Source organism: Lentibacillus amyloliquefaciens (assembly GCF_001307805.1).
Classification (GTDB): Bacteria; Bacillota; Bacilli; order Bacillales; family Amphibacillaceae; genus Lentibacillus; species Lentibacillus amyloliquefaciens.
Genome location: NZ_CP013862.1, coordinates 1,414,300 through 1,432,005, shown reverse-complemented (window position 1 = coordinate 1,432,005; position 17,706 = coordinate 1,414,300). Strand labels below are relative to the sequence as shown.

21 protein-coding genes are annotated in these 17,706 nt (G+C 41.1%); 13 read left to right on the top strand and 8 right to left on the bottom strand.

Annotated elements, in window-relative coordinates; translation table 11 throughout:
- Window positions 1-89: 89 nt before the first annotated feature.
- Both AOX59_RS07265 and AOX59_RS07260 read left to right on the top strand, forming a co-directional pair.
- Window positions 90-1,709, top strand: coding sequence for a putative polysaccharide biosynthesis protein (locus AOX59_RS07265; RefSeq protein WP_068443926.1), 1,620 nt, complete (start codon window positions 90-92; stop codon window positions 1,707-1,709).
- A gap of 13 nt (window positions 1,710-1,722) precedes the next feature.
- Window positions 1,723-2,442, top strand: a complete 720-nt coding sequence (locus AOX59_RS07260) for a pseudouridine synthase (RefSeq protein ID WP_068443923.1) — start codon at window positions 1,723-1,725, stop codon at window positions 2,440-2,442.
- A gap of 29 nt (window positions 2,443-2,471) precedes the next feature.
- Here AOX59_RS07260 and AOX59_RS07255 read toward each other — a convergent pair whose 3' ends face one another.
- On the bottom strand, window positions 2,472-2,693 hold the full coding sequence (locus AOX59_RS07255; RefSeq protein ID WP_156418653.1) for a DeoR family transcriptional regulator: 222 nt from the start codon (window positions 2,691-2,693) through the stop codon (window positions 2,472-2,474).
- Between the two features lie 175 nt (window positions 2,694-2,868).
- Here AOX59_RS07255 and thpR point away from each other — a divergent pair, with 175 nt between their 5' ends.
- The 3 genes from thpR to AOX59_RS07240 all read left to right on the top strand — a co-directional run bounded on the left by thpR (window position 2,869) and on the right by AOX59_RS07240 (window position 5,436).
- A complete protein-coding gene (gene thpR / locus AOX59_RS07250) occupies window positions 2,869-3,429 on the top strand; it encodes an RNA 2',3'-cyclic phosphodiesterase (protein WP_068443920.1) in 561 nt (186 codons plus the stop codon).
- 1 nt (window position 3,430) lies between these two features.
- Window positions 3,431-4,366 carry a hypothetical protein gene (locus tag AOX59_RS07245; RefSeq protein WP_068443916.1) on the top strand — a complete coding sequence of 312 codons (936 nt, stop codon included), beginning with the start codon at window positions 3,431-3,433 and terminating at the stop codon, window positions 4,364-4,366.
- A gap of 254 nt (window positions 4,367-4,620) precedes the next feature.
- Window positions 4,621-5,436 carry a phosphotransferase family protein gene (locus AOX59_RS07240; RefSeq protein WP_068443913.1) on the top strand — a complete coding sequence of 272 codons (816 nt, stop codon included), beginning with the start codon at window positions 4,621-4,623 and terminating at the stop codon, window positions 5,434-5,436.
- Here AOX59_RS07240 and AOX59_RS07235 read toward each other — a convergent pair.
- Window positions 5,423-5,710 carry a YtzH-like family protein gene (locus AOX59_RS07235; protein WP_068443912.1) on the bottom strand — a complete coding sequence of 96 codons (288 nt, stop codon included), beginning with the start codon at window positions 5,708-5,710 and terminating at the stop codon, window positions 5,423-5,425. The two genes, AOX59_RS07240 and AOX59_RS07235, sit on opposite strands and share 14 nt — an antisense overlap.
- Window positions 5,711-5,820: 110 nt before the next feature.
- Between AOX59_RS07235 and trmB the strand changes: the two genes are divergently transcribed.
- Window positions 5,821-6,459 (top strand): tRNA (guanosine(46)-N7)-methyltransferase TrmB, encoded by a 639-nt coding sequence (trmB, locus tag AOX59_RS07230; protein ID WP_068443909.1) that lies wholly within the window; start codon window positions 5,821-5,823, stop codon window positions 6,457-6,459.
- Between the two features lie 290 nt (window positions 6,460-6,749).
- A complete protein-coding gene (locus AOX59_RS07225; RefSeq protein ID WP_068443906.1) occupies window positions 6,750-7,601 on the top strand; it encodes a YtnP family quorum-quenching lactonase in 852 nt (283 codons plus the stop codon).
- A 42-nt stretch (window positions 7,602-7,643) separates the two neighbouring features.
- On the opposite strand, the gene AOX59_RS07220 is transcribed toward AOX59_RS07225, so the two are convergent.
- Window positions 7,644-7,958 carry a PepSY domain-containing protein gene (locus AOX59_RS07220; RefSeq protein WP_068443903.1) on the bottom strand — a complete coding sequence of 105 codons (315 nt, stop codon included), beginning with the start codon at window positions 7,956-7,958 and terminating at the stop codon, window positions 7,644-7,646.
- A 161-nt stretch (window positions 7,959-8,119) separates the two neighbouring features.
- Here AOX59_RS07220 and AOX59_RS07215 point away from each other — a divergent pair, with 161 nt between their 5' ends.
- The 6 genes from AOX59_RS07215 to AOX59_RS07190 all read left to right on the top strand — a co-directional run bounded on the left by AOX59_RS07215 (window position 8,120) and on the right by AOX59_RS07190 (window position 12,051).
- On the top strand, window positions 8,120-9,184 hold the full coding sequence (locus AOX59_RS07215) for a M42 family metallopeptidase (protein ID WP_068443901.1): 1,065 nt from the start codon (window positions 8,120-8,122) through the stop codon (window positions 9,182-9,184).
- Window positions 9,185-9,195: 11 nt separating this feature from the next.
- Window positions 9,196-9,702: a DUF84 family protein gene (locus tag AOX59_RS07210; protein ID WP_068443898.1), complete on the top strand. Its 507-nt coding sequence runs from the start codon at window positions 9,196-9,198 to the stop codon at window positions 9,700-9,702.
- 267 nt (window positions 9,703-9,969) lie between these two features.
- Window positions 9,970-10,293, top strand: a complete 324-nt coding sequence (locus tag AOX59_RS07205; protein ID WP_068443895.1) for a PadR family transcriptional regulator — start codon at window positions 9,970-9,972, stop codon at window positions 10,291-10,293.
- Window positions 10,286-10,846: an HAAS signaling domain-containing protein gene (locus AOX59_RS07200; protein WP_068443892.1), complete on the top strand. Its 561-nt coding sequence runs from the start codon at window positions 10,286-10,288 to the stop codon at window positions 10,844-10,846. Before AOX59_RS07205 ends, AOX59_RS07200 begins: the two co-directional genes overlap by 8 nt.
- The gene (locus tag AOX59_RS07195) at window positions 10,839-11,639 is read left to right on the top strand and encodes a DUF4097 family beta strand repeat-containing protein (protein ID WP_068443888.1); all 801 of its coding nucleotides are present in this window, start codon (window positions 10,839-10,841) and stop codon (window positions 11,637-11,639) included. Before AOX59_RS07200 ends, AOX59_RS07195 begins: the two co-directional genes overlap by 8 nt.
- Window positions 11,640-11,688: 49 nt before the next feature.
- On the top strand, window positions 11,689-12,051 hold the full coding sequence (locus AOX59_RS07190; RefSeq protein WP_068448189.1) for a DUF6220 domain-containing protein: 363 nt from the start codon (window positions 11,689-11,691) through the stop codon (window positions 12,049-12,051).
- Between the two features lie 349 nt (window positions 12,052-12,400).
- Here AOX59_RS07190 and AOX59_RS07185 read toward each other — a convergent pair whose 3' ends face one another.
- The 5 genes from AOX59_RS07185 to AOX59_RS07165 all read right to left on the bottom strand — a co-directional run bounded on the left by AOX59_RS07185 (window position 12,401) and on the right by AOX59_RS07165 (window position 17,329).
- Window positions 12,401-12,763 (bottom strand): YxeA family protein, encoded by a 363-nt coding sequence (locus tag AOX59_RS07185; RefSeq protein ID WP_068443885.1) that lies wholly within the window; start codon window positions 12,761-12,763, stop codon window positions 12,401-12,403.
- A 98-nt stretch (window positions 12,764-12,861) separates the two neighbouring features.
- Window positions 12,862-14,799: an FtsX-like permease family protein gene (locus AOX59_RS07180; RefSeq protein WP_068443884.1), complete on the bottom strand. Its 1,938-nt coding sequence runs from the start codon at window positions 14,797-14,799 to the stop codon at window positions 12,862-12,864.
- Window positions 14,789-15,547, bottom strand: coding sequence for an ABC transporter ATP-binding protein (locus AOX59_RS07175; RefSeq protein ID WP_068443882.1), 759 nt, complete (start codon window positions 15,545-15,547; stop codon window positions 14,789-14,791). Before AOX59_RS07175 ends, AOX59_RS07180 begins: the two co-directional genes overlap by 11 nt.
- A 95-nt stretch (window positions 15,548-15,642) precedes the next feature.
- A complete protein-coding gene (locus AOX59_RS07170; protein WP_068443879.1) occupies window positions 15,643-16,641 on the bottom strand; it encodes a sensor histidine kinase in 999 nt (332 codons plus the stop codon).
- Window positions 16,634-17,329 carry a response regulator transcription factor gene (locus AOX59_RS07165; protein WP_068443876.1) on the bottom strand — a complete coding sequence of 232 codons (696 nt, stop codon included), beginning with the start codon at window positions 17,327-17,329 and terminating at the stop codon, window positions 16,634-16,636. Before AOX59_RS07165 ends, AOX59_RS07170 begins: the two co-directional genes overlap by 8 nt.
- Between the last annotated feature and the right edge of the window lie 377 nt (window positions 17,330-17,706).

Genomic DNA, 17,706 nt, shown 5'->3' with positions numbered 1-17,706 from the left:
AAATCTGTATCATAATGATGGTGTTAGCGGTGCTTATCTGTGATAATATAAATACGGAGTGAAATAACAATCAAAATGCAGGTGAAACGATGTCGAATATTGTAAGAGGCACCATGCTTTTGACTGGTGCGACTTTTTTGTCAAAATTTCTTGGGATGATTTATGTTATTCCATTTAACGAACTTGTAGGGGAAACAGGAGGTACACTGTTTTCGCTTGCATATACACCATATAGTATTTTGATCAGCATTTCGACGATAGGGGTGCCTTTGGCTGTATCAAAATTCGTGTCTAAATATAATGCCTTAGGAGATTATGAAACCGGCTTAAGAATGTATCGGGCGGGAATCATGTTAATGTCTGTTACAGGTTTTCTCGCTTTCTTAGGGCTTTTCTTCAGCGCAGAATGGCTGGCAGGTCAGATGATAACAAATGAAGAGACAGGGAATATCGCTGTAGCAGATGTAACGATGGTTATTCGGATGGTAAGTTTTGCTTTATTGCTCATACCGCCAATGAGTATTACGCGCGGTTTCTTTCAGGGATATCAGTCAATGGGACCTACTGCCGCTTCACAAGTTATTGAACAGATTGTCCGAATCGGCTTTATCCTTGTCAGTGCGTTCATTGTCACGCAAGTTGTTGGCGGAACGATTGTTACAGCTGTTGGGTTTGCCACGTTCGCTGCGTTTATCGGTGCACTGGCATCCTGTGGTGTGCTTTTCGTTTATTGGCGCAAACGCAAAGCAAATATCCACAAAAATTTAGAACGGCAGCAGCGTACATATGATATCCCGACAAAAGACCTGTTTGCTGAACTTTTCCGTTACGCAGGGCCATTTATATTGGTCGGTGTCGCCATTCCGGTGTATCAGCTTGTGGATCAGTTCACGGTCGAGCGGGCGATGACCGCTATCGGTCAAAGAGAATTGTATGATACGGCTTATTCTGCGATTAATTATTACGGCCATAAGTTAGTGATTATCCCGGTCACGATCGCAACAGGGATGTCTCTGGCTATCATACCTGCTTTGACCAAATCATTTACAAAAGAGAACCGGCCATTATTATTCCAGCAGATTAATCAGGCACTGCAGATTGTGCTGGTTCTTGTGGTGCCGGCTGTTATTGGATTGTCAGCACTATCACACGTTATTTATGGAGCACTTTATGGTATGAACAACATTGAAACGACCGGTGCTTTACTGGGGTGGTATGCGCCTGTTGCACTATTTTTTGCTTTGTTTACTGTAACAGCAGCCATTCTTCAGGGAATCAATCAGCAGCAGTTCGCTGTTATCAGTTTATCTGCAGGTGTCTTAATCAAAGTGTTATTCAATATCCAGTTAATCCATACATTTGGGCCAAAGGGTGCTATTTTTGGCACAGCGCTTGCTGCGGGGACAGCTGTTATGCTCAACCTGTGGCGGATTAAAAAATCAATCAGTTTTCCGTTCAGACAAACGTTTAAGCGCTTCTTGCTGATTTGTATTTTTTCAGTGTTCATGCTGATTGCCATTATATTACTCAAACTTCTGTTCGGCACATTTTTGGCATATGAAACATCAAGAGGTGCGGCTGTCATCATGCTAATTGCGGGTGTGACAGGCGGGGGCAGTGTATACTTATGGTTCAGTTATCAATCAACATTGCTCGAGCGTGTATTAGGTGACCGGGTGAGAGTTCTGGATCGTTTATTTAAACGATGAATGGAGGATAGTCATGCGTCTTGACAAATTACTGGCGAATACGGGTTTTGGAAGCCGTAAAGATGTTAAAGCACTCATTAAGAAAAAGAAAGTAACGGTTAATGACAAAACAGTCAAAGACAGCGGTGCTCAGGTCAGTCCGGAAAAGGATATTGTCAAAGTAAATGATAACATCGTACAGTACCGTGAATTCGTGTATATTATGCTGAATAAACCGCCCGGGTATGTTTCGGCAGCAACTGATAATTATGATAAAACTGTTATTAAGCTTCTGCCTGATGATTATAAACGGTTTGCACCATTTCCGGTCGGCAGGCTTGATAAGGATACAGAAGGGCTTCTACTGATTACAAACGATGGCGATTTGGGTCATCAGTTGACCTCTCCAAAAAGAAATGTCGAGAAAACCTATTATGCTCATATCAGCGGGCATGTAACAGAAGCAGATGTTCACGCGTTCCAAAATGGTGTTCAATTAGATGACGGCTACACTGCAAAGCCCGCAGCCTTGGAGATTTTGCAGGCAAACGACGTGTCACATGTGAATGTTACAGTGACAGAAGGCAAGTTTCATCAGGTGAAGCGAATGTTCGAAGCAGTCGGGAAAAAAGTTATTTATTTGAAACGGATCCGTATGGGGATGCTGGGGCTGGATACTGAACTGGAGACTGGGACCTTCCGTGAACTGACGGAAGCGGAAGTTGAAAGCTTGAAACTGCAAAAAAAGAGCTGACATCTAAGCGTCAGCTGGTATCGCTCTGATTATGAAGAGATTTTGACAGGTTTAGCTGTCGTTTTCCACTTACCGCGAATAGGGCTTTTTACCAGCCCGTTATGTGTCAAAATAGTTAAGTCGCGTTGAATAGTGCGGTCAGTTGTTCCAAATTCATCAGCAATTTCCCGGGTCGATACTGTTCCTTTTTCTCTTATGTAAAGGTAAACAGCTTTCACTCGTGTTATCATTCGAGAAGTTGAATGATCCAAATAATCACTCCCTAAGGAATATTCATTGTCTTTGGTGCAAGCTCTCTGATCCGCTAATTCTATTTTACAGCTAAATCGCATCTGAGAAAAGTTAAAAATTATTAAAGTTTCGTAAATCGATATTAATGAGTTAATGCAGCATACGATATAAAACGTATAAAAATGAGGGATTTATATGAATTCGTCACATTATTTTATTGCTATTCCACTTCCGGCATCTCTGAGAGAAAAGCTTGCCGGATGGCAGCGTGAACTTAAACCCGAACTGCCCTTCAAACAATGGGTGCATCCTGAGGATCTGCATATCACACTGAAATTCCTTGGGGCTGTTGATGACCAGCAGCTGAATAGGTTAATCAATTCAATGCAGCAAATTGAGAATTTCAACGTTTTTACCTTGCCGACAGGTACTCTGGGCACATTCGGCAATCCGAAAAGTCCGCGTGTTTTATGGGCAGGGGCCGAACGACATCCGGAATTGCTGCGTTTACAGCAGAATATTGAAGGGATAGCAGTCCAAACGGGTTTTAAACATGAAAAAAGGGCGTATTCACCGCATATAACATTGGCAAAAAAATGGACAGGCAAACCAATAGATGTGCCTAACTTGAAAAATCGCTTTACAGAGAGGCAATCAATTACTGTTAACCAGATTGTTCTCTATCGGATTCAACCGGATAAAAACCCTAAGTATACTGTTGAAACCGTTTTTGATTTTTCCGGGGGAGGGGACTAAAATGGCGCAGCTGATTAAGCTGGAGGATTACGTTTCCAGATATGAATGGAATGTTTATCGTTATCCGAGTCAATTCATACGTATGAAACAGGATAATTGGAAGGAAATGCATAACTTGTGGCTGAATGACGATTTTGCACATAATATTAAAACGGACGATCCGGAACCGATCATGTCAAAGTGGAAGTCATTTTTAAAACCGGACAGCCGGAAAACAACAACAGCAACAGAACTTCATGATGATCCAATCGATCTGCCAAAGACTGAAAATGATTTGCGGTACTATTTTCTGGATAAGTTGTTTCCGCTTCAATTGAAATGGGCTACATCGACGGCTACTGATGTTTCATTTATGCCTAATGACTATTATGAGAATGACCGTTTGAAATACTTCCTCATGCGTTTTCCTGATACATATCTTTTGATGTATTATCCTATTTTCAATGTGAAAAAGGCGCCGGTCGAGGGCAATATTATTTTTATCAGTCCGATTGGAATCGAAATAATTCATATGATTGAAAAGCAGCCCGGCACGCTTATTACAGCGGATGGCGAGCGGACCTGGCTGGTGAAGGAAGAAGCAAAACAAGAAACAAAGATGCTCAGTCCATTGCTTGCACTTAAACGAACAGAGAAAATTGTCAAAAGCATCATGAACCAAGCAGGTATTGCACTGCCTGTCAGTAAAGTTGTCTTATCGCGGACAAATCATATCGCATCACTTAAGGAATCATACAATACAAAAATCATAGGAAAGCATGAATATGAAGACTGGTTTACAGAAAAAAGAAATCTCGTATCCCCATTGAAAAACCAGCAGCTTAAAACGGCCGAATTATTACTGAAACATTGCCAGACAACAGCCGTTAAACGACCGGAGTGGGAATCAGATGATGATGAAGCATTTCTAAGTGGCAGCGGAGAAAAAGGAAGTTGAATTATTCCATGCTGAACGCCTTAAGGTCCGTTCAAGTAGTCTAATAACATATCAACGGACGGCCGGGCTGACAGTTGTGCCGATTGTACGATTACAAAACAAGATAACCATATCGATGTGATGGGAATATAAGTTTCGGTTGAAAGTGACGTGTTTTTTAGATAATCTATTCTCATGTGTCTTATTAACAACGTTAAGCATTTTACACAGCCATCACTTTGTTAAAATGAATTTAATGACGATTTGAGGTATTTATGGTGAATTGGCTCCAACAGACATTTGGAAAAGAATGGAATATTACCCCTGCCGGCGGATTAACCGGTGATGCTTATATCGCTGAGAAGGATGACAAACGGCTGTTCCTGAAGCGAAATTCCTCTCCGTTTTTGGCAGTACTGTCAGCGGAAGGCATTGTCCCCAAGCTCGTGTTTACAAAACGGATGGAAAACGGGGATGTTATAACTGCTCAAAAATGGCTGGAAGGAAGAGAACTGAAAGCGGAAGAAATGCAGCATCATCAGGTAGCTGATTTGCTTCGGAAGATCCATGAATCGACCGAACTTCTTCATATGCTTATGCGTCTTGGGAACAAGCCGTTGACACCTGATGAACGATTCAATGAAATCCAAGCACAATTAGAATCCAGCGAATTAATGAACCAATACCGGGAAGTCACCGATGCCCTTCAATACTTGGAGCAGCTGCTGCCGGTTACCCGGAATCAGCAGCATGTTGTATGTCACTGCGATTTAAATCACAATAATGTTATATTGACGACAAAAGGACAGCTTTACTTGGTGGACTGGGATAATGCCACAATCGCCGATCCTGCGATGGATTATGGCTACATTTTAAAATGGTATGTACCACAGGAAGACTGGAATGACTGGCTGAGCCGCTACGGTCTGGACAAGAATGAAGCGTTATTTAAACGCATGTATTGGTACTTAATCTTAGACGCCCTCGATTATTTGGTATGGCACCATGAACAAAACAGAACTGATAAAATAGCTGACCGTTTAACTGACCTGCGTGATTTAAATCGATGTGTTGATGCTATTCTAAACTAGTCTTTTGAATAGCATTGACCCATGTTTGAATATTTATTTTGTTGGAGACGATGTGTTCTTCATCATTTTGAGCAATTTCACCCTGCCGGCCGTAGTTATAAATTTCAGGCAAGAGTTCGAGCAGCTGTTCATTTGATATGCTATTGTTTGCGATCATCGCTTGAACCAATCGTTTGATTTGCTGGTATTCGGAAATCTCACCACAGCAATCTTCTGTCTGTTCTGTTAAAATATCGTGCAATAATTGTAATTGGTTGTGGGTTGTCAGAACCATTAAAATCACCTCAATTTAGAGTGTTAGCTGATTCGTTACATTTTATGCTTAAGAATAATGCTCTTTGTGTAAAATTAATATAAACACCCAAGGAAAAAGGAGAAGTAACCATGCGACAGCGTCATAAGCCGTGGGCAGATGACTTTCTGAAAGAGAATACCCATTTAATTGTCCCGGATGCGACAGAAAAAAAGGGAAAGTGGCATACATTATTTGGAAATGAAAATCCAATTCATTTGGAGATTGGAACCGGGAAAGGTCAGTTTATTACAGGAATGGCTGAACAGTATCCTGATGTAAATTTTTTAGGCATTGAGCTGGCGAAAAGCATTATTGTGATGGCAGGAAGTAAAGTGAAAGAAGCAGAACGGACAAACGTGCGGCTTCTGCATGTTGATGCAGCTGATTTAAAAGAACTCTTTACTGAAAATGAAATTTCGGTTATTTATTTAAATTTTTCCGATCCATGGCCAAAAAAACGTCATGCAAAACGTCGTCTCACATACCATACGTTCCTTGAGCAGTATCAGCATATCTTGCATCCGGAAGGTCAAATTGTGTTAAAAACGGATAACCAGGGATTGTTTGAATACTCACTCGCCAGTTTTTCCCAATTTGGTCTTAAACTTCAGGAAGTTAATTTGGATCTTCACAATGAAGAAGATCCTGTCAATGTGATGACTGAATATGAAGAAAAATTTTCGGCAAAGGGACAGCCTATTTATCGTTGCCGCGCTCAATTTCCTTAGAATCCTTCTCAGGGTTCTTTTCTTTGTATTGAACTGCAATCGTTTACATAAGACGCCGAATTCGCTAAACTTCATATAGAGGCTGTTCAAAAAGTCCGGTAACAATGACGCATCGAATTTCTTCGTTGGCTGTTTCTCCGCTCCTTGGAAAAGAAATACGCTAATGCTCGCGTGCGATGTAAATTCGGGGGGAGTTTTTCTGTGCTCGAAACTGCGCCGCCTCGAACTTCTCGGTCCTTGTTATCCTCCTTTTTGAACACGCACATATAAAGGCAAAGGAGGAGTTTTAATTGGAAACAATGCAAATTGGCCGCGCTAAACTGACGTGGCTGAACGGGGGTGTGAATTTTCTTGATGGCGGTGCCATGTTCGGTGTTGTACCAAAACCGCTATGGGGGAAAAAGTATCCGTATAATGATAAAAATCAGATTGAACTCAGGACAGATCCAATTTTGCTGCAAATCGACGGCAAAAACTACGTGATAGAAACTGGTATGGGAAATGGAAAATTAACTGAGAAACAACTGCGAAATTTTGGTGTGCTGGAAGAGTCATCAATAGAACAGTCATTAGAGGAGCTGGGCTTGAGTACAGATGATATTGATGCTTTGCTGATGACGCATTTGCATTTTGACCATGCATGCGGCATAACTAAGCCTGCCGGTGAAGGATATGAAACGGTTTTTAGAAATGCGGTGATTTATGTTTCGCAGGTGGAATGGGACGAAATGCGTAATCCTAATATCCGTTCAGCAAATACATACTGGGAAATGAACTGGCAGCCTGTGCAGCATCAAGTGCAACCATTTGAACAGGAACTGACTGTCATAGACGGCCTGAAAATGATTCACACCGGCGGTCACAGTGATGGCCATTCGATTCTTCTGTTTGAAGACGGAGATGAAACATGGATTCATATGGCTGATATTATGCCAACACATGCCCATCAAAATAAACTATGGGCGCTGGCGTATGATGATTACCCCGTCACTTCCGTTCATCAGAAAGAAAAATGGATGGATTTTGGCTATCAGAAACAGGCCTGGTACACGTTCTATCATGATGCCTATTACCGTGCCATCAAATTTGATGAATCAGGCAAGAAAATTGATGAACTCAAGCGTGAGCGCTATGACTATTAATAATAAAAGCCATCTGGTATAGATGGCTTTTTCACTGATGTATTAAGTTGTTTCAACAGAGTCAATAACAGCCCCTGTATCAACATCAATATAAAATTCGTATTGTTTATTTTCACCGTCGAGATTGCGTGTAACCCCACCACGGTAGGCGTTGTACAGTAATCCGTTTCGTTCGACTTCTTCAGGTTTCATGTAAATCCAGGACCCGCTGATCGGCCCCTGTTTTTTGAATGTTTCCTTTGCCTGCTTTAATGCCTTTTCAGGTGTGATTGTTTGATAGCGGTCGAGCTGCTGTTTTACTAAAAATCCTGCCGCAAGTCCTGCTCCGGCAGCAATAACTGCATTTCTGGCTTTCATTTCTGTCACCTCTTCATTAATTATTGAACGCTTTCTGCTTCATAGTATTATTATAACGGAAAGCGAGCGAAATAAAAACCATTACACAATTGTTTGCTGGAAAGGGGTCCATATTTTCCGTTATACTGTACGTATTACATAAATAGGTGGAGGGAATACAGATGAACCGGGAAACGATGGATTTATTTAAAAATTTGACAGAATTGCAAGGCGCACCGGGAAATGAACATGCCGTCAGAAAATTTATGCGCGGGGAACTGGAGAAATACTCTGATGAAATAATCCAGGACAATCTGGGCGGTGTATTCGGTATTAAAAATGGAGACGGACCGCGTGTTATGGTTGCAGGTCATATGGATGAAGTTGGCTTTATGGTCACCCAAATCACCAAAAATGGCATGATCCGTTTCCAGACATTGGGTGGCTGGTGGAGCCAAGTATTGCTTGCCCAACGCGTGCAAATCATGACTGATAACGGACCGGTCATCGGTGTTATCGGATCAATTCCGCCGCATAATTTGTCAGCGGAGCAGCGAAAAAAGCCGATGGATACCAAAGATATGCTGATCGATATCGGTGCTGATGACAAAGAAAATGCGGAAAAAATCGGCATTCAACCGGGGCAGTCGATTGTGCCAATTTGTCCATTCACACCAATGGCCAATGAGAAAAAGATCCTTGCCAAAGCATGGGACAATCGTTATGGCTGCGGGCTCTCAGTTGAATTGTTAAAAGAACTGCAAGGCGAAACAGTGCCAAACCAACTATATTCCGGTGCTACCGTCCAGGAGGAAGTAGGGCTGAGAGGTGCTAAAGTTGCGGCCAATATGATCCAGCCGGATATCTTCTATGCGCTTGACGCATCACCGGCGAATGATATGTCCGGCAATGATCAGGAGTTCGGCCAATTGGGCAAGGGTGCTCTATTGCGTATTTTTGACAAAACGATGATCACACATCACGGCATGCGCGAATTTATTCTGGATACAGCGGAAACCAACGATATTCCTTACCAGTTCTTTGTGTCGCAGGGTGGCACCGACGCCGGGAGTGTCCACTTGTACAACAGCGGTGTTCCGTCGGCTGTTGTTGGAATCTGTTCACGCTATATCCACACATCATCATCCATCATTCATGTTGATGACTATCAGGCGGCAAAAGAATTGCTCGTCAAACTGGTTAAGTCCACTGACCAAAATACAGTCGATTCGATTAAAGCAAAGTAAGAGGGGTTCTTATGGAGCTTGTGATCGGATCTGGAAACCCTGCAAAAATCGCAGCAGTAAATGATGTATTCACTGAAGACGAGGTTTTCTCGAGAGATGTGCCTTCCCTGGTCAGCAGCCAGCCGTTCTCGGATGAGGAAACGAGAAAAGGTGCCATTAATAGAGCTGCAGGCAGTTTAAAAGCAAACTCGGCAGACATCGGCATCGGGCTGGAAGGCGGCGTCATGTACGTGGAAGATGATCTTTATTTATGTAATTGGGGCGCACTGATTACACGGGATCATGTCAGCTTTACTGCAGCAGGTGCGCGAATTTTGCTGCCGAAAGAAATTGAACATGAATTGAAAATAGGCAACGAACTTGGCGATGTCATGGATGGCTATGCAAAACGGGAAAATGTGCGAAAAAAAGAAGGTGCCGTTGGTATCTTCACGAATGACCGCATTTCCAGAAAAGCCATGTTTGCCCACGTCGTCAAGCTGCTGCACGGCCAGTGGGAATATTGGCAGCAAGGGTAAAAGCTGCGGAACTTAAGCTCTGCAGATTCTTTTATTTGTCTCAAACATTAAAAACGTAACGTAAAATGACCATCAATGTTTATGCTAATTTGGTGGTCATTTTTTGTGTTGTTATAGCATTTTGAGCTAATATCAATTAAATTTGAGAAAAATTTTTGTATAGTACCTTGCAATGAACAGTAGTTAGTGGTATATTAATTCTTGCATTGTATTTTTATAATACAGTACTGTTTAATATACAGTAGTGAAAATGAGGTGAACATCCTAATGAACATACAGTTTAAAAAAGGAGCATTAGAGCTATGCGTACTTGCATTACTATATAAGCAAGATCGTTATGGATATGAGATCGTTCAAAAGATTTCGGATCAGATCGTCATTTCAGAAGGCTCCGTATATCCATTGTTAAGGAGACTGAAAAAAGAAGGGTACTTAACAACTTATTTGCAGGAGTCAAAAGAAGGTCCTTCTCGAAAATATTACAGGCTCACTGACCAAGGCAGAGACCACCTTCACGTCCTTAATGAAGAGTGGAAGCAGTTTTCAGAAGGCGTCAATCAACTAATAAAGGAAGGTGATTTTAATGAATAAAGAGCAATTCCTGACGAGCTTGGAAAAAGGGTTGAAAAAACTTCCTCATGAAGAACGTGAAGATATTATGCACGATTTTGAAGAGCATTTTTTCAATGGCTCAGCAGATGGCAAAACGGAAGAGCAAATTTCTGAATCTCTCGGCTCACCAAAACAGATCGCCAAAGAGCTGGTTGCAACATCCCATATCGAAAAAATGGAGGCCACCGCATCGACGGCGAATATTTTCCGCGCAGTCTGGGCGGTTGTCGGGTTAGGATTTTTTAATTTTATCATCGTGTTTGGACCGTTCGCTGCATTGCTTGGCTTCATACTTGCAGGATGGATAACGGGAGTTTCATTTGTTGCTTCGCCATTATTGATCCTCGTTACGTTAATCGTTAATCTGGGAACGTTCGAATTTTTTGACATGTTCTTTTCGATAATGCTTTGTGGAATCGGCTTGTTCATTGCAATGGGCATGTTATACGTGACAAAAGTACTGACAACTCTGTTTGTGCGTTATTTAAAATACAACGTTTCACTTGTGAAGGGAGGTTTGAAGCATGATTAATGCTAAAAGAATATCGATAATCGCTTTGGTTCTATTGGTGGTTGGTGCACTTGGAAGTCTCCTGACATTTCAATCATTAAATGATTCAACTTCGGTTAGTGAAGAGGAAACATTTTCAGATAACAACATTACTGACATTGAAATCAGCGCCAATAACGAAGAGGTGGAAGTCATGTCTACAGAGGATCGGGCGACAAAAGTGGAACTGACCGGAACCAGTTCGGAAGAGATTGAGAATTATTTATCAGCTGATGTGGAAGACGAGACCTTATCGATTGAATTAAAGGATAAACGACTGTTTGATTTCTTTAATTTTATCGGAACAAACTTAACTTTAAAAGTCTACCTGCCTGAAAAAACATACAATTCATTACAGGCTGATATTGATAATGGCAGCTTTCAGGTAGAACAATTAAGCATAAACAATGTTGAAGGTGAAGTGGATAATGGGCATTTTGATATGAAGGATATCGCAGCAGCTATGGTAAATGTTGAGGCAGATAACGGAGCGATTTCGCTTGAAAATATTGAAGGCAAAATTAACGGTGACGTAAATAACGGAGAAATTTATCTGAAAACAAATAACTTGGATCACCCACTAACATTGGAATCCAACAATGGAGATATCGAAGTTGAAACGGATCAAGAACCGACAAATGCCGTTTTTGATATCAAAACCAATAATGGCGAAGCGACTGTTTTCGGGAGTTCTAACTGGAACACCGTGATTGGTAATGGGGACAATCAAATAAAATTAACAACGAATAATGGAAATATTAACGTTGTGAAATAAACGATTATGAAAGGGGATGTAGTGCTTGGAAATAAGCGGAAGAGCCCGGATGTGGCGAAAAATATTCTTTGTTCTGGCTGTGATTTTTGTAATTACTGTGATGATACAAGTATTTCTGGCAGGATTAGCTACGTTTGTGGATCCGGCCAACTGGATGACGCATATAGCTTTTGTAAAAATCATTGAATATGTGCCAATTCTTATGCTGATTGTCAGTTTTTCGGGAAAGCTGCCCAAAAACATGAAATGGCAGAGTGTTGGTTTATTCATGCTAATTATTCTGATGTATGCGACTGCCAATATACCGAATGCAGGGGCACTTCACCCTGTAATCGCGCTGTTAATGTTTTGGATGTCAATCGTTGTCAGTCAGAAGGGATGGCGATATGCCTATAAACCGGATGATGCATAAATAAGCAAGGATTCATTAAACAATAGAGAAGAGGCTATAAATACTTCACTTACGGTGGATAAATATAAATTACAATACATTTGGCGTACTAAATCACATAACATTTAGTACGCTGTTTTTTACTGGTATGACAATGTTTAAATGAATAATTTAAATGCTATGTGAGCATATATTATGCAAAGACAGATGAATGATAAATAAAAATAAAAGAATTTCTTTAAATAGCGAACAACCGCATTTCTCACTGAGAAATTGCGGTTGTTTAAAATAGTAGTTTGTTATTATGTCATTGAATAGATGTGATATTTCAGTGTGGTAAACTTTCCCCGCATCAAGAATATATATTGCATTACTCTTCAAATTCCTCTTTGGTTTTTGAGGGAAGTTTATGGGATTTTACCACTTCCCATGTTTTTACGTAGGATCCTTTTGCATCAACCTTTAGATATGAACCTTCCGGTAATATTGTCGAAGAAGTAAAGTTAACCTTTTTTTCATTACCATCTGATGTATAACCTATTAGGGAATACTCATAGCGATGCTGAACCTTTTTTGGTTGATGTTCATCGATTTGAACATATACATCTTCTTGGGAAATAAAAGGGTTTCCCCGGTCTAACACTTCTGTTACTGTTTGTGGCAGAAATGTATACCCCACAATTAAAATTAATATTACTACAATTCCAATGCCAATGCCCTTGAGCTTTTTCATTATTCAACATCCTTTCAATACAAAAAAGTAGCTATCTTACAATGATAGAATCAGACTCTCCGCCGCTATATGCATTTAGACGGCGGAGGACTGCCCGTTTACAATGCTTCTCGAATCACTCGCTTATAGTAACGAACCGATAAAACACCGAAGATCGAGTACAGCACGGTATAAATGGCCATGACGATTACCGTTGGCGTTAACATTTCCGTACCAAATATGAACCAGCCTGATTTGACGGCGAAATAACTGTGCAACAGTCCGAGTATTAATGGAATACCGAAGTTGAAAAGTTGTTTATACCAAATACCACGAACTAAATCGTCCTGGGTAAAGCCAAGTTTCCGTAAAATTGTGTATGTGGGCTTTTCCTCTTCACTCTCATCCATCTGTTTAAAGTACAGAATGCACCCGGATGTAATCAAGAAAGTTAACCCTAGAAATCCGACAATAAACATGGTCAGACCGAGTTGTTGTTTTTGCTGGTTGACGCTTTCCAAGTAACTGTAAGCCGGATTTTTCTCCTCGTTGTCCCAATCCTGAAAGATAGCATTTGCCTGATTCAGCTGATCATCATCGGCAATATCAATCCCGATGTATTCGTAACCGAAAGCTCCTTGGATGTCCGGGTCCAGACTTTTTTCCAGTTGCTGATAATCGCGATCATCCACAACGACAACTGGAAAATTGAGTGACTGAATCCTTGGCAAAAGTGATCTTTCCTTTGATTTTATATAATGTGCATCAATGGTACTGGTTTGACTGGACAGGGTTATGTTGCCCTCCTCTTGAAAGGAAAGGAATTGCGAAATGGAACCACCGACCCCGGTAAGGACCGCTTCATCCGGCGAAACATTGATGTCCACTGTTGCTTGGTCACTGACGACCACTATCCTGGTATTCTCCAGTTCACCATTAAAATTGCTCGGAGCCGATTCCAGAGCGTCTGTTATATCGGCACGGACAGTTATAAAATCAATCCGCGTTTCTTCATATCCGATTTGTTCCGCATTCAACTCTTCCATAAAACTATCGGCATCATCTGCATCTGTAAGGGAAAAGTCATTAGGCGCTATCTGCTGGGCCGATTTTTCCGTTGAATAATAGGAAATATACGTGAGCGATAATAAGCCGATTGCCAAAGCAGAAACGGTTGTTATGACCGTCAACAGTACAGCATTCGACTTCATGCGGAACATAATCGACGACAAGGATAGCACATTGTTAATCGATAAGTAGCCGGCTTTCGATTTGCGAATTAGCTGCAGGATAAAACTGACCGATCCCTTGAAAAACAAGTAGGTGCCAATGATAACCGAACCTAAAATACTCAACATCGCAAAAAAGAGCTGGTTATCAATATCTCCACTGAATAGTTTCGTGGATAAATAATATCCGGTCATAATAAGTCCAATACCAATAATTCCGATCAGTATCTGCATAATCGACATTTTTTTCACGTTCTCTGATTTGGACCTTATCTGAAACAGGGACAGAACGCTCTGCCGGTTTATAAACAAATAGTTCATGACCATAATGAACAGGTAAATGATGAGAAAGACAAGCAGCGTCTGTCCTGTGGCTTTAGCTGAAAAATTTAATGCCGCAACCTGATCAATCCCCGTTATTTGGAAGAAAATAAGTTTGATCAGTTTCGAACCAGCAAAACCGAGAAAAATGCCAATGACTATCGATCCGGCATAAAGGACACTATTTTCGATACTCAAAATGCGAAAAATCTTGCCTTTTGTCATGCCAATCAACTGAAATAAACCGATCTCTTTACTTCTACGTTTAATAAACAGGTTGTTGGCGTATAACAGAAATACGGTAACAATGGCGATAAGTAATACTGATCCGGCGTAAATTCCCGCTGATCCTTTTGCGGTACCCGACATGGTGTCCAATGCCGGATCAAACTGCAGCGTGACAAATGCAAAATATAGCGCCACACTAAAGATCAAGGCGAATACGTACAGGTAGTAGCTCCGGATATTCTTCTTCAGACTTTGCCAAATCAGACGGTTAATGCTCATTATAAACACCGCCCAGGACACCTTGTGTTGTCATGATGTCTTTTAAAAAGGTCTGCCGCGTTTGGTCACCTTTATTGAGCTGTGTATACATTTGGCCGTCTTTGATAAAAACAACCCGTCCTGAATAGCTGGCAGCGACCGGATCGTGGGTGACCATGACAATCGTTGCGTCCCGTGTGTGATTTAAGTTGTTCAGTTTATCTAATAAACTGGATGCGGATTTCGAATCAAGGGCCCCAGTCGGTTCATCTGCAAAAATGATGCTCGGTTCGTGGATGAACGCACGCGCTGCTGATGTGCGCTGCTTTTGCCCGCCGGAAAGCTCATTCGGATACTTATTCCGGATGTCATAGATGCTGAGCTCGTCTGTTACTTCCTTAAACGTTCGGTTCGCCTCTTTTTTCGATACGTTATTAACGGACAGTGGCAGTAAAATATTTTCCTTGACGGTCAGCGTGTCAAGCAAATTATACTCCTGAAAAATAAAGCCTAAATGATGTTTACGGAATGTTGCGAGCTGTTTATCTTTCATCGAGGTTAATTCCTGTCCTTGAATGATGATCGTTCCCCGGCTTACACGGTCAATGGAAGAAAGCACATTAAGCAGTGTTGTTTTTCCAGAACCGGATGCCCCCATAATACTGACGAATTCGCCTTTATCGACGTTAATATCAATCCCTTTTAAGACTTCTTGTTTATTGAATTTGTTTCCAAAGCTTTTATGAATTTTCATTGCTTGTAACATCATGTCCTCACTCCTTTAAACTATTTCCATCATAAACGTATGCCATCCATTTTTCCTTCGATTCACCGAACAAATGATACTGGCATGTGACAATCTTGTCACATGCCAGTAATCGCAACAAATTCATTTTTATTGGGGAATGTTAATGTGAATGTTGTGCCTTTTCCGACGTTGGATTGAACACTGATCTTGATGTGTAATGGTTTTAGCGCATTTTTTACCAAATAAAGTCCCATACCAGATGAAGCGGTGTCCTGATGGGCAGTAGTAGAGGTGAAACCGTGGTCAAAAATGCGCGGCAAGTCTTTGGCATCAATACCTCTGCCGTGGTCCTTGATGGCAAGCGTTGTGTGCTGTTGTTCACGGTAGCTGGTGATCGAAATATCGGCACTTTCCGTATATTTGATGGCGTTGGTTAACAGCTGCCGAATAATGAAGGCAAGCCATTTGGCATCTGTTAATACTTCCTCTATTTCTAAAGAAATGTCAAAACCGATCCCTTTGCGCATACACCAGGACTGTAATGCTTTTATTTCCTGGAAAATCAATGGTTCCAGGCTGGTTTGTTCAATATATAAGTCGTTTTCCATAAAAGGAATGCGCTTTTGATGCAGCTGCTGATCAAGAAGCAGGTACATTCGCAGCCATTCGTACTTTAATTGCTCTTTAACCTTTTTATCTTCTACGCGTTCAATCATAAGCTGCATGGCGGTTAATGGTGTTTTCACTTCATGGATCCACGATAAAAGCTCATCTTTTTCTTGTTCCAATTTTATATGGTGCTGTGAAAGCTCATTTTTGTACTGTTTCATTTGCTCATCAAGTCGTTCTTGAACGATTTTTTCGAACGGACTCGTTCCTTTTTTTATATCCGTTGGGTCGTCATCGCTATCCCGTAATTGTTTGTAAAATGCTGTTTCTTTTTGATAGCGGACGATGGCAAATACGACCAGGGTAACAGTCGATAAAAAGACAATATATAAGATGGGACGGATCGTGATGCTCGGGTCGATCACGGCAATAAAAATCGTAAGCAGCTGTAGTCCGATAAATAGAATCAGCCAGCTGCATCGCTCAATTAAGTACTTTTTAATCATGTGGATGGGCCACCTCTTTTGCCTGATAGCCTTGCCCAACTTTTGTCTCGATAAAACGGCCTAATGAGAGTTCATCCAACCGCTTTCGCAGCCGGTTCACATTGACGGTCAAGGTATTGTCACTAATGAAACGTTCGTCATCCCAAAGTCTCTGGATGATTTCTTCTCGGCTGACGATCTTGTTTTTACGCTCGATTAAAACTTTCAGGATGTATATTTCATTTTTCGTTAACTCAATCGTACCTTTATGATTGGTAACTGTATTTTTGGCATAATCAAGCGTCGCGCTATTCCATGTACGCAGTTCGATTTGCTCCGTGTTGTAATCATATACGCGTCGGAGGATCGCTTGTACTTTCGCAATCAATACATCAAAGTGGAACGGCTTCTGAACATAATCATCCGCGCCAAGCTGCATCGACATGACCATATCGGTCGGATGATCGCGGGATGATAAAAAGATAATGGGAACATTGGAGTGCATCCGAATCATCCTGCACCAATGGAAACCATCGTATTTCGGCAATTGAATATCAATAATAACCAAATCTGGTTTTAAGCTTGTGAAATCTTGCATGATATCATTAAAGTTGCTCACGCCGTATACTTCATAATCCCAACTTGCCAGTTGTTCCTTTATTTCTTGAAACAGGCTTGTATCATCTTCAATTAGCAAAATGCTGGACAATGGTATCACTCACTTTTTGAAACTTATCTAGTTCCATTGTAGCGAAACTGTCTCATCGTGTATAATGCAGTGGTTATGAAAATATTCAGTTAAATATTATAAGCATAATTGGATTTTTGTGATAAGCTAGAAATAAACGAATGTGTTGGGACATGCGGAAACGTAGCAGTTTCAAAAGTGATGGTTACCTTTTGTTCTACGAGGGCGCAAGAGTGAATAAGACTTAGCGTTCGCCTTTGCATATAAGGGCCATATTGTGGAAAACCGACTACTGGGTCAGGAGCTGTTTGTTTGTTGAATTAAGACAGGTTAGATGAAGAAGCGTATTTTTATTTCCAATCAAAAAAGGTTACCAATTTCGGTAACCTTCAAATAAC

Bases quoted from the DNA above. Each gene is read 5' to 3' on its own strand.
- AOX59_RS07265 (WP_068443926.1), top strand. From the start codon at position 90: ATGTCGAATATTGTAAGAGGCACCATGCTTTTGACTGGTGCGACTTTT.
- AOX59_RS07260 (WP_068443923.1), top strand. From the start codon at position 1,723: ATGCGTCTTGACAAATTACTGGCGAATACGGGTTTTGGAAGCCGTAAA.
- thpR (WP_068443920.1), top strand. From the start codon at position 2,869: ATGAATTCGTCACATTATTTTATTGCTATTCCACTTCCGGCATCTCTG.
- AOX59_RS07245 (WP_068443916.1), top strand. From the start codon at position 3,431: ATGGCGCAGCTGATTAAGCTGGAGGATTACGTTTCCAGATATGAATGG.
- AOX59_RS07240 (WP_068443913.1), top strand. From the start codon at position 4,621: ATGGTGAATTGGCTCCAACAGACATTTGGAAAAGAATGGAATATTACC.
- AOX59_RS07235 (WP_068443912.1), bottom strand. From the start codon at position 5,710: ATGGTTCTGACAACCCACAACCAATTACAATTATTGCACGATATTTTA.
- trmB (WP_068443909.1), top strand. From the start codon at position 5,821: ATGCGACAGCGTCATAAGCCGTGGGCAGATGACTTTCTGAAAGAGAAT.
- AOX59_RS07220 (WP_068443903.1), bottom strand. From the start codon at position 7,958: ATGAAAGCCAGAAATGCAGTTATTGCTGCCGGAGCAGGACTTGCGGCA.
- AOX59_RS07215 (WP_068443901.1), top strand. From the start codon at position 8,120: ATGAACCGGGAAACGATGGATTTATTTAAAAATTTGACAGAATTGCAA.
- AOX59_RS07210 (WP_068443898.1), top strand. From the start codon at position 9,196: ATGGAGCTTGTGATCGGATCTGGAAACCCTGCAAAAATCGCAGCAGTA.
- AOX59_RS07205 (WP_068443895.1), top strand. From the start codon at position 9,970: ATGAACATACAGTTTAAAAAAGGAGCATTAGAGCTATGCGTACTTGCA.
- AOX59_RS07200 (WP_068443892.1), top strand. From the start codon at position 10,286: ATGAATAAAGAGCAATTCCTGACGAGCTTGGAAAAAGGGTTGAAAAAA.
- AOX59_RS07195 (WP_068443888.1), top strand. From the start codon at position 10,839: ATGATTAATGCTAAAAGAATATCGATAATCGCTTTGGTTCTATTGGTG.
- AOX59_RS07190 (WP_068448189.1), top strand. From the start codon at position 11,689: ATGTGGCGAAAAATATTCTTTGTTCTGGCTGTGATTTTTGTAATTACT.
- AOX59_RS07185 (WP_068443885.1), bottom strand. From the start codon at position 12,763: ATGAAAAAGCTCAAGGGCATTGGCATTGGAATTGTAGTAATATTAATT.
- AOX59_RS07180 (WP_068443884.1), bottom strand. From the start codon at position 14,799: ATGAGCATTAACCGTCTGATTTGGCAAAGTCTGAAGAAGAATATCCGG.
- AOX59_RS07175 (WP_068443882.1), bottom strand. From the start codon at position 15,547: ATGATGTTACAAGCAATGAAAATTCATAAAAGCTTTGGAAACAAATTC.
- AOX59_RS07170 (WP_068443879.1), bottom strand. From the start codon at position 16,641: ATGATTAAAAAGTACTTAATTGAGCGATGCAGCTGGCTGATTCTATTT.